The organism is Buchnera aphidicola (Periphyllus acericola) (assembly GCF_964019855.1).
Classification (GTDB): Bacteria; Pseudomonadota; Gammaproteobacteria; order Enterobacterales; family Enterobacteriaceae; genus Buchnera_J; species Buchnera_J aphidicola_BC.
In genome coordinates, this window is sequence record NZ_OZ026466.1 from 325,157 (window position 1) to 341,455 (window position 16,299).

The window sequence follows — 16,299 nt, forward strand, 5'->3', positions numbered from 1 at the left end:
AATATTATAATTTATAATTATTAAATTCATATATTTATTAAAAATTTTTTTATAATATATAAAAATTTTTTTAATATTTACAATATAAATAACTCTTATATATAAAAAAATATATTTTGTAGTTATTTTTTTATAATATTTTCTATTTTTTAAAAGAAATTAAACAATATGAATACTCTATTTACACGAATAAATTCTATTAATTTATTAAAATTTATTAATATTGATATCATAATTTATATTATTATTTTTTTGTTAATTTTTTTTATAATTAATAGATATTTGATTTTAAAAAGACAAAATAATTCTTCTTGTATAAAAATTTTATCTACTACTTTTATTGATTCTAATATAAAAATAGTTGTTGTACATGTTAAAAATTTAAAATTTATTTTAGGAATTACTTCAAATAAAATATTTAAATTACATACTTTTTCTAAAAAAAAAAAAAAAAAAAAATAAATTAAAATTATATTTTTTAAATATACTATAAAATTTTGGAATAATTATAATGATATATAATTTTTTGTTAATATTTATATTTTTATTTTTTTCACGTAATTCTTATGCAAATGATACTGATTTATTAAATAATTTTCTTTTAAATACTAATAATTCAATTCAATGGTCTGTTTCTATGCAAGCATTATTATTAATAACATTTATAGCTTTTATTCCAGCTATCATATTAATGATGACTTGTTTTACTCGAATTATAATTGTTTTTAGTTTTTTAAGAAGTGCTATTGGAACTCCTTATATTCCTTCTAATCAAATTTTAATTGGATTATCTTTATTTTTAACTTTTTTTATTATGCAACCTACTTTAAATAAAGTATATGAAAATTCTTATATACCTTTTCATAAAAATAAGATTAATTTAGAGACTGCTATTCAAAAAAGTTTAGATCCTTTTCGAGAATTTATGTTAAATCAAACAAGAAAACAAGATTTATTACTTTTTACAAAATTAGATCATTATCCATCAAAAAATAAAGTTGTTTCTATGAAAGTTTTAATTCCTTCTTTTATTACGAGTGAATTAACTACTGCTTTTAAAATAGGATTTATAATTTTTATTCCTTTTTTAATTATTGATTTATTAATTTCAAGTATATTAATGTCATTAGGAATGATGATGGTTCCTCCTTCTATTATTTCATTACCTTTAAAATTAATAATTTTTGTTTTATCTGATGGATGGAAGTTATTAATTAGTTCTTTAACTCATAGTTTTTATTGATAAAAATTTATTAATATTTTAAATGTTAATATAAGGTAATTTAATGATTTCAGAATTTTTAGAAAATATTTTTTTTGATGCAAGTAAAGTGTTATTTTTTTTAGCTACTCCAATACTTTTTTCTGTGTTATTGAGTGGTTTAATAATTAGTATATTTCAAGCAGTTACTCAAATTAATGAACAAACTTTATCTTTTATTCCAAAAATAATTTCTATTTTTTTAGTTTTATTTGTTTTAGGTCCTTGGATGTTAGAACTGATAGTTGAATATATTCATACTTTGTTTCTTAAAATACCAATGGTTGTATATTTAGGTTAAAACAAATGACAAATTTGATAAATTATAATTTTACTAATTGTTTTATTGTTTTTAAGAATATTTTTTATTTATCGATTCGGATTTTTTTTTTATTTTATACTGCTCCTGTTTTTAATAGTATTTATTTTAATATAAAAATGAAAATTTTATTGTCTATTATAATTAGTTTAGTAATATTTCAATCTTTTCCTATATTAAATTTTTCTATTTTTTCTTTAACAGGAGAATATATTTTATTTAAACAAATTTTAATTGGAATTTTACTTGGATTTTCTATAAATTTAATTTTTTTTATTACAAATATATCTGGAGAAATTTTTAGTTTTCAAACTAGTTTATCGATTTTAAATTTTTTTGATGAAAGTGTTATGTTAAGATCATCTGTTATGTCTCATTTATTAAACATTTTATTAATTCTTTTATTTTTGTCTTTAGATGGTCATTTATGGGTTTTATCTACTATTATTCAAAGTTTTTATTTTTTTCCAATGAATTTTAATTTTTTAAATATTAAAATATTTTTTTCTATAATTAAATTTTTTAATTTAATTTTTATTAGTGGAATTCATTTAATTTTACCAATTATTATAATTTTATTTTGTATGAATATATATTTATGTTTTTTAAATAAATTTACTCCTCAATTATCTATTTTTTCTATTGGTTTTTCTATAATAAATTTTATAGGATTATTATCTTTTTTTGTTTTTTTATTTCCGATTTTCTTTTTTTTAAATAATTATTTAAATAAAATATATTTAAGTATATTAAATATTTATTTTAAATAATTTTTTTAAAATAGTATAAAAATATATTAGTATTTTTATACTAATTTAGATATATTTTTTTTTATAATTTTATAATTTTTTTTTAAGTTATTTTTTTAAAAATTTTTTTATTTTATTTTAGATTCTTTATATATTGTTCTTTTTCTTGCTATAGGGTCATATTTTTTTATTTCTAATTTAGTTGTTGTATTTCTTTTATTTTTTGTAGTTGTATAATAATGACCTGTTTTAAATGATGAAATTAACTTTATTTTTTCTCTAGATTTTTTTGCCATTTTTTTTTCCTAATTTATTTTTTTATATTTTTATATTTTTTAATACGTTTTCTATGCCTTTTTTATTAATAATTCTCATTGCTTTAGTAGATAATTTTAATTTTATAAATTTTTTTTGTTTTTTTATCCAAAATTTATGTTTTTTTAAATTTATGTTAAACTTTCTTTTAGTTGTATTTAAAGCATGTGAGCGTTTATTTCCAAATTTTACTTTTTTTTTTGTAATTTGACATTTTCTGGACATAATTATTCCTATTTTATATATATTTTTTTCAATTTATAAAAATTTTAACAAGAAATATATGAATTATTTATATTTTTAATTTTTTTTATTTTTTTTTTTATATATTTTTTTAATTTTTTTATATCTATTAAATGATAAAGAAATTTCTTTTTTTGCGGAATTTGAAGATTTCCATCCTAAAATTTTTGTCCATTTATTTTTTTCTAATTTTTTATAATATTTAAAAAAATGAGAAATTTTATTTAATAAATTTTTAGATATATCAGTAATGTCATTTATTAAGGTATATTCTTCACAAATTTTTTTAATAGGAACACATATTATTTTATAATCTATTCCTGATTCATCTTCCATATTTAACATACCAATTGGTTTACATTTAATTAACGAATTTGGAATTAACGGATATGGAGTAATTACTAGTGCATCTAAAGGATCTTTATCTAAAGATATAGTTTTATTGATAAATCCATAATTACATGGATAAAACATTGATGTCGGAATAATTCTATCTACTTCAAGAAACATTTTTTTTTTGTTAAATTCATATTTTATTGGAGTGGAATGTGATGATATTTCGATTGTAACATTAATTTTTTTTATATTTTTATTTTTAAATTTCATATTTTAAATTTTTTATAATAATAATTTTAAGATAATTAATATAATATGTGATGTATATTATTATAGCAACAATTAGAATTTTAAAAAATTTTTAAAAAAAAATAATATAGAATTTATTAATTTTTTTAATTAAAATTTTTATAATTTTTAAATAAATTAAGAATATAAAAGGGTTAAAATGTATAATTTAGAGAATATTTCGAATCAAAAAAAACAAATAAATGAAATTATTTTTGAATCAATTAATTTAGTGAAAAAAAAAGTGGATGAAGCTTTTGTATGTATTACAAAAACTTATAATACAGCAATAGTTGTGAGATATGGAAAACCTGAATTTATAGAATTTAATGATAATGTTGAGTATTTTATTTCAGTATATTCTAATTTTAAAAAAGGATCTGCATCTTCTACTGATTTAAATATGAATTCTATTAAGAAGACTATTTTTTCAGCTATAAATATTTTGAAATATACTTCTGCTGATAAATTTTCAGGGCTTTCGGAATTTTGTCCATTAACATATAAAGCTTATAATCTTAATTTATTTCATCTTTCTAAATTAAATTTGCAAGAAAATATTAAATTAGCATATTTTACAGAAAAATATGCTTTAAATTATGATTCAAAGATAATTAATACTGAAGGTGGATTTTTAAATATTTCAAATAGAATTTTTGCTTTTGGTAATACTAAAGGAATCTTTTCATCATATAAATCTAGTAGATATGATCTTTCTACATGTGTATTAGCTAAAGATAAAAATTCTATTAAAATAGAAAGAGATTATTATTATTCTATTTCTAGAAAAATAAATAATTTGGAATCTCCTAAGTTTATAGGTGAAACATGTTCTAAACGTGTTTTATTGAGATTAAATTCAAAAAAAATTTCTACTCAAAAATGTCCAGTTATATTAACATCTGATGCTGCTGGTAGTATTTTTTATTCTTTATATAAATCTATTCTAGGTATGACAGTTTGTAATAAATCTACTTTTTTATTAAATAGTTTAAATAAATTGATTTTTCCTAAATGGTTGAGTATTTTTGATAATCCTCATATTTTAAAAGGAATAGGATCTGCTCCTTTTGATTATGAAGGAGTTTTAACAATTCCTCGTTTTATTATAAAAAATGGTATTTTAAAAACTTGGTTATTAAATTCTTATTCATCAAAAAAATTAGGATTACAAAATACTGGACATTCCGGAGGAATTTATAATTGGATATTTATACAAAAAAATAAAATTTTATTTAAAGAATTAATAAAGACTATGAATACTGGTTTAGTAGTTACAGATTTAATGGGTGACGGAGTTAATATTATTAATGGAGATTATTCAAGAGGAGCATCAGGATATTTTATTAGAAATAGTAATTTTGAACATTCAGTAAGTGAAATTACAATTTCTGGAAATTTAAAAAATATTTTTAAGAATATAGTTTTAATGAGCAATGATTATAATTTAAAAGAGAATATTCAATGTGGTTCTATATTAATATCTAATATGGTTATTTCTGGAGAATAATTTTTTTTTAAAATTTTTATTTATTTTTTTTTAATTTACATATATTAAATTAATGAAGTTGACCTATAAGCCGGGTTCTGTTTTAAACAATCATTTATCTTGACTAAAAATTACTTTTTAGTTCTAGCAGCCTACCCAGGTTTTAAGTACGGATCTATACTAATTTTCCTATATTTGGCCTTGCTCCAAGCGGAGTTTACCTATGTCTATAAACTGTTACCAGATTATACGGTGTGCTTTTACCACACCTTTTCACCCTTACCTATAAAAAATTTATAATATAGGCGGTTATTTTCTGTGGCACTGTTCGTAGATTTTAATCTCCCAGATGTTATCTGGCGCTTTGTCCTGTGGAGCCCGGACTTTCCTCTCTTATATTAATTTTTTAAATATAAGAGCGATTGTTTGGTCAACTTCATTAAATTTTTCATATTTTTAATTTGTATCATGATTTTGTTTTTTTATCAAGTATTTATATAAAATATTTTTATTTATTTTATGAATTTTTGATGTTAAAATTGCAGTTTTTTTTAAAGATAATTCAGATTTTAAAAAATTTAATGTTTTTTTAATTTTTTTGGATATTTTTTTTTTTTTAATTTTATGACCTTCAATTACTAAAACTATTTCTCCTTTACAGATTAATAAATTATTTTTATATTTATTAAAAAGATTATATATTGTGTTATGTTTTATTGATTCCCAAAATTTTGTAATTTCTCGTGCGATAGTTATTTTTCTATTTTTTCCAAAGATTTTTAGGATATTTTTTAAACTATTTTTAATTCTATGAGGAGATTCAAAAAAAATTAAAGTTCGTGTTTCGTATTTTAATTTTTTTAAAATTTTACATCTTTTTATTTTTTTTGACGGTAAAAATCCTTCAAAACAAAATTTGTTAGATGGAATTCCAGATGCACTTAGTGCTGAAATAATTGAACAAGCTCCAGGTAATGGAATTACCTTAATTTTTTTGATATAACATTCTTTTACTAAAAAGTAACCAGGATCATTTATTGTAGGTGTTCCAGCATCTGATACTAATGCAATATTTTTTTTTTTTTTTATTTTCTTTATAATTTTTTTTGTATTTTTTATTTCGTTATGTTGATGAAATGATATGATAGATTTTTTAATATTAAATTTATTTAATAATTTTAAAGTATTTTTATAATTTTCAGATGCTATATAGTCTATTTTTTTTAAAGTTTTTATTGCTCTATATGTAATATCATTTATGTTTCCTATTGGAGTAGGAATAATAAAAAGATTTCCAAATTTTTTTTTCATTATTACTTTTTTTTAAAAAAATTTTAAAAAAATTATATCATATTTATATATTTTATATAAATATTTTTTTAAAATTAAAATTTTAAGGATTATATGAATAGAGTTGTTGTAACTGGATTAGGAATTCTTTCCAGTATTGGTAAAAATAAAAAAAAAGTTTTAAAATCTTTAAAAAATGGGGAATGTGGAATTGTTTTTTCACAAGAAATGAAAGATTTTGGATTAAAAAGTAATGTTTGGGGAAAAATAAATTTAAAATATAAAAAATTTTTCAAAAAAAAATTTTTTAAATATATGAATTTAGAAACTATTTATGCTTATTTAGCAATGAAGCAAGCGATTAATGATTCTTTATTAAAAGATTTTGAATATAAAAATAATAAAAATGTAGGATTAATTATTGGTACTGGATTTTGTTCTTCGAGAAATAATTTGTTAAGTTTAAATTATGAAAGTCAAATAAACAATAGTGTTTATAAAAAATTTGAGAGTAGTAGTATATATACTATTTTTCAAATTATGAATTCAAGTGTTTCAGCATGTTTATCTACATTATTTAAAATAAATGGAATTAGTTATTCAATTAGTTCTGCATGTGCTACTTCTTCAAATTGTATAGGTCATTCTTATGAATTAATTCGATCTGGTAAACAAAATATAGTTTTTTCTGGAGGTTCAGAAGCAATTACTTTAAATACTGCATTTTATTTTGATTTAATTAAAGTTTTATCAAGAAAATATAATAATTTTCCTAAATTTTCTTCTCGTGTTTTTGATTTAAATCGTGATGGTTTTGTTATTTCTGAAGGAAGTGGAATATTAGTTTTAGAAGAATTAAACTCAGCTTTATCTAGAAATGCTCATATATATGGAGAGATAATAGAATATAATACAAATTCAGACGGTTTTAGTATGTTTTCTTCATCTGAGAAAGGAATGATAAGATGTATGAAAAATTCGATTAAAAAAATTTCTACTAATATTGATTGTATAAATGTTCATGCTACTTCAACAAAATTAGGAGATTTACAAGAATTAAATTCTATAAAAAAAGTTTTTCAAAAAAAAAAATGTCCTTTAATTTCTTCTACAAAATCGATGACTGGTCATTCATTAGGAGCTTCAGGTGTTCATGAAATAATTTTTTTATTACTTATGTTAGAAAATAATTTTATTGCTCCGTCTATTAATATAGATATATTAGACTCTGAAATTAAAGATATAAAAATAATAAAAACTATGAAAAAAATTGAATTGAATACAGTTATGTCAAATAGTTTTGGTTTTGGTGGCGTAAATACAACTTTAATTTTAAAAAAGTTTAATTTTTAACATCATTTTTTTATATTAAAAAAATATTTATAAAAAATGATATTATTTTTATTATAAAAATTTTTTATAAAACATATAAAGGTATTAATTTTATGAATCAATTAGATCAATTAAAAAAGTATACTAAAGTTGTTATAGATAGTGGAGATATTCAAAATATTGAAAAATATAATCCATTTGATGCTACAACAAATCCGTCTTTAATATTAAAAGCAATACAAATGGAAAAATATAATTATTTAATTAAAGAATCTATTCAATATTCTAAAAAAAAAGGAGGTTCAAAAGAAAAAATAATAAATCGAGCAGTAGATAAGATAGTTGTGAATTTTGGAGTTGAAATTTTAAAAAAAATTCCTGGAGTTGTATCAAGTGAAGTGGATTCTCGTTTATCTTTTAATACAGAAAAAAGTATTAAAAAAGCGAGAGATCTTATTTATATGTATGAAAATGAACATGGAATAAATCGTTCTAAAGTATTAATTAAATTAGCTGCGACTTGGGAATGTATAAAAGCTGCAAAATATTTAGAAAAAGAAAATATTAATTGTAATTTAACTCTTTTATTTTCTTTTGCACAAGCTCGTGCTTGCGCTGAAGCTAATGTTTTTTTAATTTCTCCATTTGTAGGAAGAATATATGATTGGTATAATCTTCATTATCCAATGAAAGAATATAATGTTTTATTTGATAAAGGAGTTAAATCAGTAAAAAAAATATATAAATATTATAAAAAATACTCTTATAAAACAATTATTATGGGAGCAAGTTTTAGAAATAAAAAACAAATTTTGTCTTTATCTGGCTGTGATTGTTTAACTATTTCTCCAGAATTATTAAAAGAATTAAAATCTAGTAATACAGTTTTTTCTAAACAATTATTTTTACCTAAAAAAGTTTTTTCAAAAATAAAAGAAAAAATGTCTAAATCTGAATTTAACTTTTTACATAATCAAGATTTAATGGCTGTTGAAAAATTATCTGAAGGAATAAAACAATTTAGTTTAGATCAAAATTTTCTTGAATCAATAATAGAAAAAAATATTTAAATTAAATTTTTTTTTTTATATTTTTATTATTGTATTATTTTTTTATTTTAAATTAGGAAAAAAAATGAATTCTAAAAAAGATTTGTCTAATGTAATTCGAGCAATTAGTATGGATTCTGTTCAATTATCAAATTCTGGACATCCTGGTACTCCAATGGGCATGGCTGATATTGCTGAAATTTTATGGAGATTTTTTTTAAAACATAATCCAAATAATCCATTATGGGAAAATAGAGATAGATTTATTTTATCAAATGGACATGGATCAATTCTGTTATATAGTATTTTACATTTAACTGGGTATGATTTAAGTGTATCAGATTTAAAAAAATTTAGAAAATTAAATTCAAAAACTCCTGGACATCCTGAAATTGGATGTACTCCTGGAATAGAAACTACAACTGGTCCTTTAGGACAAGGAATATCTATTGCTGTAGGTATGGCTATTGCAGAAAGAACATTAGGATTATATTTTAATAAAAAAAAATATAAAATTGTAGATCATTATACTTGGGTTTTTGCTGGAGATGGTTGTTTGATGGAAGGAATTTCACATGAAGCATGTTCTTTAGCAGGAACTTTAGGTTTAGAAAAATTAATTTTAATATATGATAAAAATAATATTTCGATAGATGGAAATACAGATTATTGGTTTTCTGAGGATATAAAAAAAAGATTTGAATCTTATCATTGGCATGTGATTGATAACATAGATGGTCATGATTCTAAATCTATTTTTAATGCAATAAAAACTGCACAAAAAATTAAAAATAAACCAGTAATAATAATTTTTAAAACAATAATAGGATTTGGATCACCAAATAAATCTGGTACAGCTGATGTACATGGTTCTCCTTTAGGAAAAGAAGAAATTATTTTATCAAAAAAAAATTTAGATTGGAAATATCAGCCGTTTGAAATTCCAGATTTTATTTATTCCAAATGGGATGCAAAAAAAAAAGGAAAGTTATTAGAAGATTCATGGAATAAGGTTTTTTCAAAATATAAAAAAAAATATCCAAAGTTAGCGTTTGAATATAAACGTCGTATGAATCAAAAATTACCAAAAAATTGGAATAAAATAAATAAGAAATTAATTAATATTTTAAAAAGTTCAAATGAATCTATTTCCACTAGACAAGCTTCTAAAAATATTATTGAATATTTTGGTCCTCATTTATTAGAGTTATTAGGTGGTTCAGCAGATCTTTCTCCAAGTAATTTAACAAAATGGTCAGGTTCAAAGTCTATTAATAAGTATAAATTAGGAAATTATATTAATTATGGTGTAAGAGAGTTTGGGATGACTTCTATTTCGAATGGAATTTCTCAACATGGAGGATTTATTCCATATTCTGGAACTTTTCTTATTTTTTTAGAGTATGCACGAAATGCTGTAAGAATGGCAGCTTTAATGAAGACGAGAAATATTTTTATATATACTCATGATTCTATTGGGTTAGGAGAAGATGGACCTACGCATCAACCAATTGAACAAATATCGAGTCTTCGTTTAACTCCAAATATGAGTGTTTGGAGACCTGCAGATGCATTAGAAACTGCAATAGCTTGGAAAAATTCTATAGAAAGAAAAGATGGACCTACATCATTAATTTTATCTAGACAAAATTTAAGTTTTATTAAAAGAAATGATGTTCAAATAAAAGATATTAATCGTGGTGGTTATATTATTAGAGATAGTTTGAAAAAATTAGATATTATTTTAGTATCTACTGGTTCTGAATTACAGTTAGCAATATCAGCATATGAAAAATTAATTAATTTAGGATATTCTGTTCGTGTAGTTTCTATTCCTTCTACAGATATTTTTGAAAAACAAAAATTATCATATAAAAATTTAGTTTTACCACCTGAAGTTGAAAAACGTTTAATAATTGAAGCAAGTATAAAAGATTATTGGTATAAATACTCAGGTTTAAAAGGTAAAATTATTGGTATGAAAACTTTTGGAGATTCTGCTCCTGCTATTGATTTATTTAAAAAATTTGGTTTTACAATTGATAATGTTATAAAAAAATCTATTAATTTAATTGAAAATTAAATATATTTTTATAATTTTTTATAAAATTTTTTTAAAATTATTTACATATTTTATTTTTCTCATTTTATTTTAAAATTAAATTTTATTATTTTTTTTTAAATTTTAAAAAGGAATTATATGTTATGTTAGATGAAATTATTTCGTTAAGTAAACAGCTTATTAAGATTCCTTCTATCAGTCCTTTAGATTTAGGTTGTCAAAAAATTATTTCAAAAAGATTAAAAAATATTGGTTTTTTTATTGAAAACATTAAAATTAATCAAACAAATAATTTGTGGGCATGTAAAGGTTCAGGAAAAACTTTGACTTTTGTTGGTCATACAGATGTTGTTCCACCTGGTAATTTAAAGGAATGGGAAAACGATCCTTTTAAACCAATTATAAAAGATAATTTTTTATTTGGAAGGGGTGTTTCGGATATGAAGGGATCTTTATCAGCAATGATTATTGCAACTGAATATTTTATAAAAAAATATCCGTTTCATTCTGGAAGAATATCTTTTTTAATAACATCTGACGAAGAATCTTTAGCTTGCGATGGAACTAAAGAAATAATAAAAATTTTAAGAAACAGAAGAGAAAATATTGAATATTGTTTAGTTGGAGAACCTACGAGTGAAAATTTTTTAGGAGATACCATTAAGAACGGTAGAAGAGGTTCTTTGAGTGCTCAATTAGAAATTTATGGAATACAAGGTCATATTGCTTATCCTCATCTTGCAGATAATCCTATTAATAATTCTATTAATTTTATTAAAGATCTTATATTTTTAAAATTAGATCGTGGAAACCAATTTTTTCAACCTAGTAGTTTACAAATATTTTATATAAAGTCTGGAAAAAGAAATATTTCAAATATTATTCCTAATTCTATAAAAATAGGTTTTAACATTAGATATAATACAGAAGTTACTGAAAAAGAAATTAAAAAAAAAATCGGACAACTTTTATTAAAAAATCAATCTAAATATAAAATTAATTGGATTGTTTCAGGAAATCCTTTTATTACATATTCAGGAACTTTATTAGAAGTAGTAAAATCTTCTATTTATAAAGTACAAAAATTACATGCAAATTTATCTACTTCTGGAGGTACTTCTGATGGTAGATTTTTTTCTTGTATGAACTCTGAAATTATAGAATTAGGTTTAATTAATAAAACTATACATAAAATTAATGAATGTTCACAAATTAATGATTTATACAAATTATGTAAAATATATATTAATATTTTAAAGAAACTTTTTATTTAAATATTTTTTTTAGAATTGAAATATATTTCTTTTGAAATATATTTCAATTTTATTTACTCAAGAAAAATTATATTTAATTTAAATTTTTTATTTTTGATTTTTTATTTTTGAAGTTTTAATTTTTTTTTTTTTAATTCATAGGTTATTATTTTTTTTAATTTTTTTGAAGGTTTTGTCATTGGTAATCTTAATGTATTAAATTTTATTAAACCTAATTTTTGAGCAGCCCATTTAATTGGAATAGGATTAGATTCTAGAAATAAAATTTTGTGGAGTTTAATTAATTTATTATTAATTTTTCTTGCTTTTTTAAATTTTTTATTTAAAGCAAGAGTACACATTTTTGACATTTCTTTAGCTGCAATATTAGATGTTACTGAAATTATTCCATTTCCTCCTAATTGTATAAAATCTAAAGCTGTTGCATCATCTCCACTAATTATTAAAAATTTTTTTTTAATTAAATTTTTTATTTTATTAATACGTGATAAATCTCCACTAGCTTCTTTAATTCCAATAATATTTTTAAATTTAGATAATCTATATATTGTTTTTGGAAGTAAATCACATCCTGTTCGTGAAGGAACATTATAAAGTATTTGTGGTAATTTTGTATTTTTAGAAATATTTTTAAAATGTTGATATAATCCTTCTTGAGAAGGTTTGTTATAATATGGGGTTACACTTAAACATGCAGATATTCCACTTTTTTCAAATTTTTTTGTTAAAATAATAGCTTCTTTTGTGGAATTAGCTCCAGTTCCAGCAATTATAGGTATTTTTTTATTTGCAATTTTTAATGTTAGTAATACTAAGTCAACATGTTCTTTTTGAGTAAGTGTAGAAGATTCTCCAGTAGTTCCTACAGAAACTATTGCGTTTGTTTTATTTTTTATATGATATTTAATTATTTTTTTTAAGCTTTTTATGCAGATGTTTCCTTTTTTATCCATTGGAGTAATAAGTGCTACTATATTACCTTTAAACATTTTTTTTTTCCGTAATTAATTTAATGAGATATATAATCTAGAAATTTATAAATATATTTTTTAAAATGAATATTTTTTAAATTTTATAAAAAAAAATATTAAATTATTTATAATTTATTATAATAATCTAATTTTTTTTTTATTTTTTTGTAATATGAGTTATTAAAAATCTAGAAATTTTTTGAACATTGTGCTTTAAATCTTAAAATATGATCCATAATTACTATTGCTGCCATTGATTCAGTAATTGGAACTGCTCTAATTCCTACACATGGATCATGTCTACCTTTTGTAATAATTTGAACAGATTCGTTTTTTTTATTTATTCCGTGAGCAGGAATTCTAATACTTGAAGTAGGTTTAAACGCGCTTTTAATAATTATGTCTTGTCCATTACTTATTCCTCCAATAATTCCTCCATCTCTATTACTCAAATATCCTTTAGATGTCATTTCATCTCTATGTTGGCTACCTAATTTTTTTACAACTGAAAAACCATTTCCTATTTCAACTCCTTTTACAGCATTAATACTCATCATTGCATGTGCTATTTCTGCATCTAATTTATCAAAAACAGGATCTCCCAATCCAATTGGAACATTTTTAATTATTGTTGTAACTTCTGCACCAATAGAATCTCCATTTTTTTTTATTTTTCTAATTAATTTATCTATTTGATTAATTTTTTTGATATCTGGACAAAAAAAATCATTTTTTTTAATTTCTTTAAAAGATATTAGTTTACATTTAATATGTCCAATTTGAGATAAATATCCTTTTATTTTTATTCCAAAATTTTTTTTTAAATATTTTTTTGCAATTGCTCCTGCTGCAACTCTCATTGCTGTTTCTCTTGCTGATGCTCTACCTCCTCCTCTATAGTCTCTAATTCCATATTTTTTTTGATAAGTATAGTCTGCATGTCCTGGTCTAAATATATTTTTTATATTTTTATAATCTTTTGATCTTTGATCAGTATTTTTTATAATTAATCCAATACTAGTTCCTGTAGTTTTATTTTTAAATATTCCTGATAATATTTTTACTTTATCTAATTCTCTTCTTGGTGTAGTATATTTAGATTTACCTGGTCTTCTTTTATCTAATTCTTTTTGAATATCTTTATTATAAATTTTTAATCCTGGAGGTGTTCCATCTATTATACATCCAAGAGAATGTCCATGAGATTCTCCAAAAGTTGTTACTGTAAATATTTTTCCTATTGAGTTTCCTGACATGTGAAAAATCCTTAAATTTTTTAATTTATTTTTTTTTAATAAAATTTGAAAATATATATTTGATACGTTAATATTATATAAAAATTTTTTTTTAAATTAAGAGTATTAATTCTTTATTTATTTAATAAAATTTATTATTTATTATATAAATTTTAATTTTTTTATTTTAAAAAAATTTTATATTAACTTAAAAAAAAAGGTTATTAATATATTTAATTTTTAATATAATGTTAATTGATCTTATTTTGGTAGAATATAATGAAGACAAAAAAAAAATTAAGTTTAAAAAATAAATTAATTTTTAGAAATTATTTAAGTGGAACTAAAAAAATTTTTCAAGATACTATTTATCATTTTAAAAATAGTAATTCTTATTTTTTATCTTATAAAAAAAAAAAAAAAATGTATGAGGACTTGCATAGTTATTATTTTTCGTTATCTGAATCTATAAATAATTTTAATAATGATCCTCTTTATTATATTAGATATGATTATGAATTAAAATTTTTAAATAAATTAAAAAAAGGATATTATTCTCCTAAAATTTTTTTAGATGTTCATGGATTAAATCAATTTCAAACAAAATTAGAATTAAGTAGATTAATGTATTTTTGTATTGAAAAAAAGATTAATTGTATAAATATTATGCATGGATATGGAAAAGAAATTTTAAAAAAACAAATTCCAATTTGGTTATCTAGACATCCTAATGTTGTTGCCTTTCATCAATCTCCTAAATATTTTGGAAGTGATGCAGCAATTTTAGTATTAATAGATTTTTAATGTTTTTTTTATTAAATAATTTTTATATATTAATTTTATAAAAATTATGATATTAATTTTTATCTTTATTTTAATTTTTTTTTTTTATCTTCTTTATTTTTTTTTTATTTTTTAAAATTTTTAATTTATTTAAATTTTTTATTTTAATAATAATAATTTGAAATAAAAATTATTAATTAAAATAATATAGTAACTTATTTAAATAAATATTTTTAAAATAAAAAAATATAATTATTTATTGAATAACTTTTTATAAAAATTTTTTATTAATTAAAAATTTGATTTATAAATATTTAATAAAATTAATTTATTTTTTTTATAAATAGGTATTTTTTATTTTTATTATATTTTATTTTTATTATACATTAAAATTGTTATTTTTTTTATTTTTTTTTAAAAAAATTTATTAATTATTGATATTTTTTCTAATTTTATTTTATTAAAAATATAATATTTTACCAATTTTTTTTAAATTTTATATTTTTAAAATATTTTTTAAATATAGTATAAAATAATTTTTTTTAAAAAATTATTTTTTAAATAAAAATTATTTATTTTAATTTTTTATAAAATTTTTTAGGAATTTTTTTACTTCAAATAAAATTTAAATTTTATTTATAAATAAAATATTTATTTTTTATAATATTTTAAATTTTAAAATATTTATTTAATTAAAAAATTTTAAAAATATATTTTTTAAATTATTTTATAAATGTTGTATTTTAATTAAAATTATAATTATATATTCTGAACATTATAATTTAAATTCTATTTTTTAATAAAGTTATTAAAATAGAATTCTATTATTAGTTTTAATAAAAATTTAATAAAAAATTTTTAAAAAATTAATTTTTTAAGTTTTTATTATTTTTTTCATATTATTTAGAATTTATGTAAAAAAAGCATTTTTGAAAAGTAAATAGATATTATATTTTTTAAAAAATTTTTTATTTTTATACAATTTTTAAATTTATTTTTATTTTTCAAATATTTTTTTTAAATTTTTTATTTTATTTTTTTTAAAATTTTTACTAGTTTAAAATAAATTTAAAAAAAATATTTAAAATTTTATTTATTTTATATTTTATATATAAAATAGATTTAATTTATTTAAGATAATATATAATTTTAAAATATTTTTTATATTTTTAAAATTTTATATTTTTTAAATTTTAAAATATTTAATATTTTTATAAAATAAGGAATTTAATTTTAAAAAAATCTTAAAAGAGTAATTATTTTAAAAAAAAAACAAAAATATAAAAAAAATAGGAGATAATAT

At 19.3% G+C, this 16,299-nt stretch carries 16 protein-coding genes and 1 other RNA gene; 10 read left to right on the forward strand and 7 right to left on the reverse strand.

What is annotated here, in order from left to right; all coding sequences use genetic code 11:
- The first annotated feature begins 168 nt into the window (after window positions 1–168).
- Genes AACK90_RS01630 through AACK90_RS01645 form a run of 4 tightly spaced genes read left to right on the forward strand, consistent with a single transcriptional unit; the run spans window position 169 to window position 2,350 of the window.
- The gene (locus AACK90_RS01630; RefSeq protein ID WP_339043044.1) at window positions 169–462 is read left to right on the forward strand and encodes a flagellar biosynthetic protein FliO; all 294 of its coding nucleotides are present in this window, start codon (window positions 169–171) and stop codon (window positions 460–462) included.
- 49 nt (window positions 463–511) lie between these two features.
- The gene (gene fliP / locus AACK90_RS01635) at window positions 512–1,243 is read left to right on the forward strand and encodes a flagellar type III secretion system pore protein FliP (RefSeq protein WP_339043046.1); all 732 of its coding nucleotides are present in this window, start codon (window positions 512–514) and stop codon (window positions 1,241–1,243) included.
- A 43-nt stretch (window positions 1,244–1,286) separates the two neighbouring features.
- Window positions 1,287–1,562, forward strand: coding sequence for a flagellar biosynthesis protein FliQ (gene fliQ / locus AACK90_RS01640; RefSeq protein WP_339043048.1), 276 nt, complete (start codon window positions 1,287–1,289; stop codon window positions 1,560–1,562).
- Window positions 1,563–1,567: 5 nt separating this feature from the next.
- A complete protein-coding gene (locus AACK90_RS01645) occupies window positions 1,568–2,350 on the forward strand; it encodes a flagellar biosynthetic protein FliR (protein ID WP_339043050.1) in 783 nt (260 codons plus the stop codon).
- Window positions 2,351–2,457: 107 nt separating this feature from the next.
- Here AACK90_RS01645 and rpmG read toward each other — a convergent pair whose 3' ends face one another.
- The 3 genes from rpmG to ppa form a co-directional block, all read right to left on the reverse strand.
- Window positions 2,458–2,625: a 50S ribosomal protein L33 gene (rpmG, locus tag AACK90_RS01650; RefSeq protein ID WP_339043052.1), complete on the reverse strand. Its 168-nt coding sequence runs from the start codon at window positions 2,623–2,625 to the stop codon at window positions 2,458–2,460.
- Between the two features lie 22 nt (window positions 2,626–2,647).
- Window positions 2,648–2,869, reverse strand: coding sequence for a 50S ribosomal protein L28 (rpmB, locus tag AACK90_RS01655; RefSeq protein ID WP_339043054.1), 222 nt, complete (start codon window positions 2,867–2,869; stop codon window positions 2,648–2,650).
- A 75-nt stretch (window positions 2,870–2,944) separates the two neighbouring features.
- A complete protein-coding gene (gene ppa, locus AACK90_RS01660; RefSeq protein WP_339043056.1) occupies window positions 2,945–3,493 on the reverse strand; it encodes an inorganic diphosphatase in 549 nt (182 codons plus the stop codon).
- Between the two features lie 178 nt (window positions 3,494–3,671).
- On the opposite strand from ppa, the gene pmbA reads away from it, so the two are divergent.
- Entirely contained in the window at window positions 3,672–5,021 is a 1,350-nt protein-coding gene (gene pmbA, locus AACK90_RS01665; RefSeq protein ID WP_339043058.1) for a metalloprotease PmbA, read from the forward strand.
- Between the two features lie 50 nt (window positions 5,022–5,071).
- On the opposite strand, the gene rnpB is transcribed toward pmbA, so the two are convergent.
- Together rnpB and rsmI are read right to left on the reverse strand one after the other, a co-directional pair.
- An RNA gene (gene rnpB, locus AACK90_RS01670) (RNase P RNA component class A) lies at window positions 5,072–5,438 on the reverse strand.
- A gap of 18 nt (window positions 5,439–5,456) precedes the next feature.
- The gene (gene rsmI, locus AACK90_RS01675; protein ID WP_339043060.1) at window positions 5,457–6,311 is read right to left on the reverse strand and encodes a 16S rRNA (cytidine(1402)-2'-O)-methyltransferase; all 855 of its coding nucleotides are present in this window, start codon (window positions 6,309–6,311) and stop codon (window positions 5,457–5,459) included.
- A 93-nt stretch (window positions 6,312–6,404) separates the two neighbouring features.
- On the opposite strand from rsmI, the gene AACK90_RS01680 reads away from it, so the two are divergent.
- From AACK90_RS01680 to dapE, 4 genes are all read left to right on the forward strand, one after another.
- Window positions 6,405–7,643, forward strand: a complete 1,239-nt coding sequence (locus tag AACK90_RS01680) for a beta-ketoacyl synthase N-terminal-like domain-containing protein (protein WP_339043062.1) — start codon at window positions 6,405–6,407, stop codon at window positions 7,641–7,643.
- Window positions 7,644–7,735: 92 nt separating this feature from the next.
- Complete coding sequence (gene tal / locus AACK90_RS01685; RefSeq protein ID WP_339043064.1) at window positions 7,736–8,692, forward strand: transaldolase; 957 nt, start codon at window positions 7,736–7,738, stop codon at window positions 8,690–8,692.
- Window positions 8,693–8,756: 64 nt separating this feature from the next.
- A complete protein-coding gene (gene tkt, locus AACK90_RS01690) occupies window positions 8,757–10,754 on the forward strand; it encodes a transketolase (protein ID WP_339043066.1) in 1,998 nt (665 codons plus the stop codon).
- Window positions 10,755–10,876: 122 nt separating this feature from the next.
- On the forward strand, window positions 10,877–12,007 hold the full coding sequence (gene dapE / locus AACK90_RS01695) for a succinyl-diaminopimelate desuccinylase (RefSeq protein ID WP_339043068.1): 1,131 nt from the start codon (window positions 10,877–10,879) through the stop codon (window positions 12,005–12,007).
- A gap of 101 nt (window positions 12,008–12,108) precedes the next feature.
- Here the strand turns inward: dapE and dapA are convergent, their stop codons facing one another.
- Together dapA and aroC are read right to left on the reverse strand one after the other, a co-directional pair.
- Window positions 12,109–12,996: a 4-hydroxy-tetrahydrodipicolinate synthase gene (gene dapA / locus AACK90_RS01700; protein ID WP_339043070.1), complete on the reverse strand. Its 888-nt coding sequence runs from the start codon at window positions 12,994–12,996 to the stop codon at window positions 12,109–12,111.
- 170 nt (window positions 12,997–13,166) lie between these two features.
- Complete coding sequence (aroC, locus tag AACK90_RS01705; RefSeq protein WP_339043072.1) at window positions 13,167–14,234, reverse strand: chorismate synthase; 1,068 nt, start codon at window positions 14,232–14,234, stop codon at window positions 13,167–13,169.
- Between the two features lie 258 nt (window positions 14,235–14,492).
- Here aroC and smrB point away from each other — a divergent pair, with 258 nt between their 5' ends.
- Window positions 14,493–15,017, forward strand: a complete 525-nt coding sequence (smrB, locus tag AACK90_RS01710) for an endonuclease SmrB (RefSeq protein WP_339043074.1) — start codon at window positions 14,493–14,495, stop codon at window positions 15,015–15,017.
- The last annotated feature ends 1,282 nt before the right edge of the window (window positions 15,018–16,299 follow it).

Excerpts from the sequence above, each read along its gene's own strand:
- AACK90_RS01645 (WP_339043050.1), top strand. The coding sequence starts at position 1,568 with ATGACAAATTTGATAAATTATAATTTTACTAATTGTTTTATTGTTTTT.
- aroC (WP_339043072.1), bottom strand. The coding sequence starts at position 14,234 with ATGTCAGGAAACTCAATAGGAAAAATATTTACAGTAACAACTTTTGGA.
- rpmG (WP_339043052.1), bottom strand. The coding sequence starts at position 2,625 with ATGGCAAAAAAATCTAGAGAAAAAATAAAGTTAATTTCATCATTTAAA.
- tkt (WP_339043066.1), top strand. The coding sequence starts at position 8,757 with ATGAATTCTAAAAAAGATTTGTCTAATGTAATTCGAGCAATTAGTATG.
- AACK90_RS01680 (WP_339043062.1), top strand. The coding sequence starts at position 6,405 with ATGAATAGAGTTGTTGTAACTGGATTAGGAATTCTTTCCAGTATTGGT.
- fliQ (WP_339043048.1), top strand. The coding sequence starts at position 1,287 with ATGATTTCAGAATTTTTAGAAAATATTTTTTTTGATGCAAGTAAAGTG.
- rsmI (WP_339043060.1), bottom strand. The coding sequence starts at position 6,311 with ATGAAAAAAAAATTTGGAAATCTTTTTATTATTCCTACTCCAATAGGA.
- dapA (WP_339043070.1), bottom strand. The coding sequence starts at position 12,996 with ATGTTTAAAGGTAATATAGTAGCACTTATTACTCCAATGGATAAAAAA.
- ppa (WP_339043056.1), bottom strand. The coding sequence starts at position 3,493 with ATGAAATTTAAAAATAAAAATATAAAAAAAATTAATGTTACAATCGAA.
- fliP (WP_339043046.1), top strand. The coding sequence starts at position 512 with ATGATATATAATTTTTTGTTAATATTTATATTTTTATTTTTTTCACGT.
- dapE (WP_339043068.1), top strand. The coding sequence starts at position 10,877 with ATGTTAGATGAAATTATTTCGTTAAGTAAACAGCTTATTAAGATTCCT.
- smrB (WP_339043074.1), top strand. The coding sequence starts at position 14,493 with ATGAAGACAAAAAAAAAATTAAGTTTAAAAAATAAATTAATTTTTAGA.
- AACK90_RS01630 (WP_339043044.1), top strand. The coding sequence starts at position 169 with ATGAATACTCTATTTACACGAATAAATTCTATTAATTTATTAAAATTT.
- rpmB (WP_339043054.1), bottom strand. The coding sequence starts at position 2,869 with ATGTCCAGAAAATGTCAAATTACAAAAAAAAAAGTAAAATTTGGAAAT.
- tal (WP_339043064.1), top strand. The coding sequence starts at position 7,736 with ATGAATCAATTAGATCAATTAAAAAAGTATACTAAAGTTGTTATAGAT.
- pmbA (WP_339043058.1), top strand. The coding sequence starts at position 3,672 with ATGTATAATTTAGAGAATATTTCGAATCAAAAAAAACAAATAAATGAA.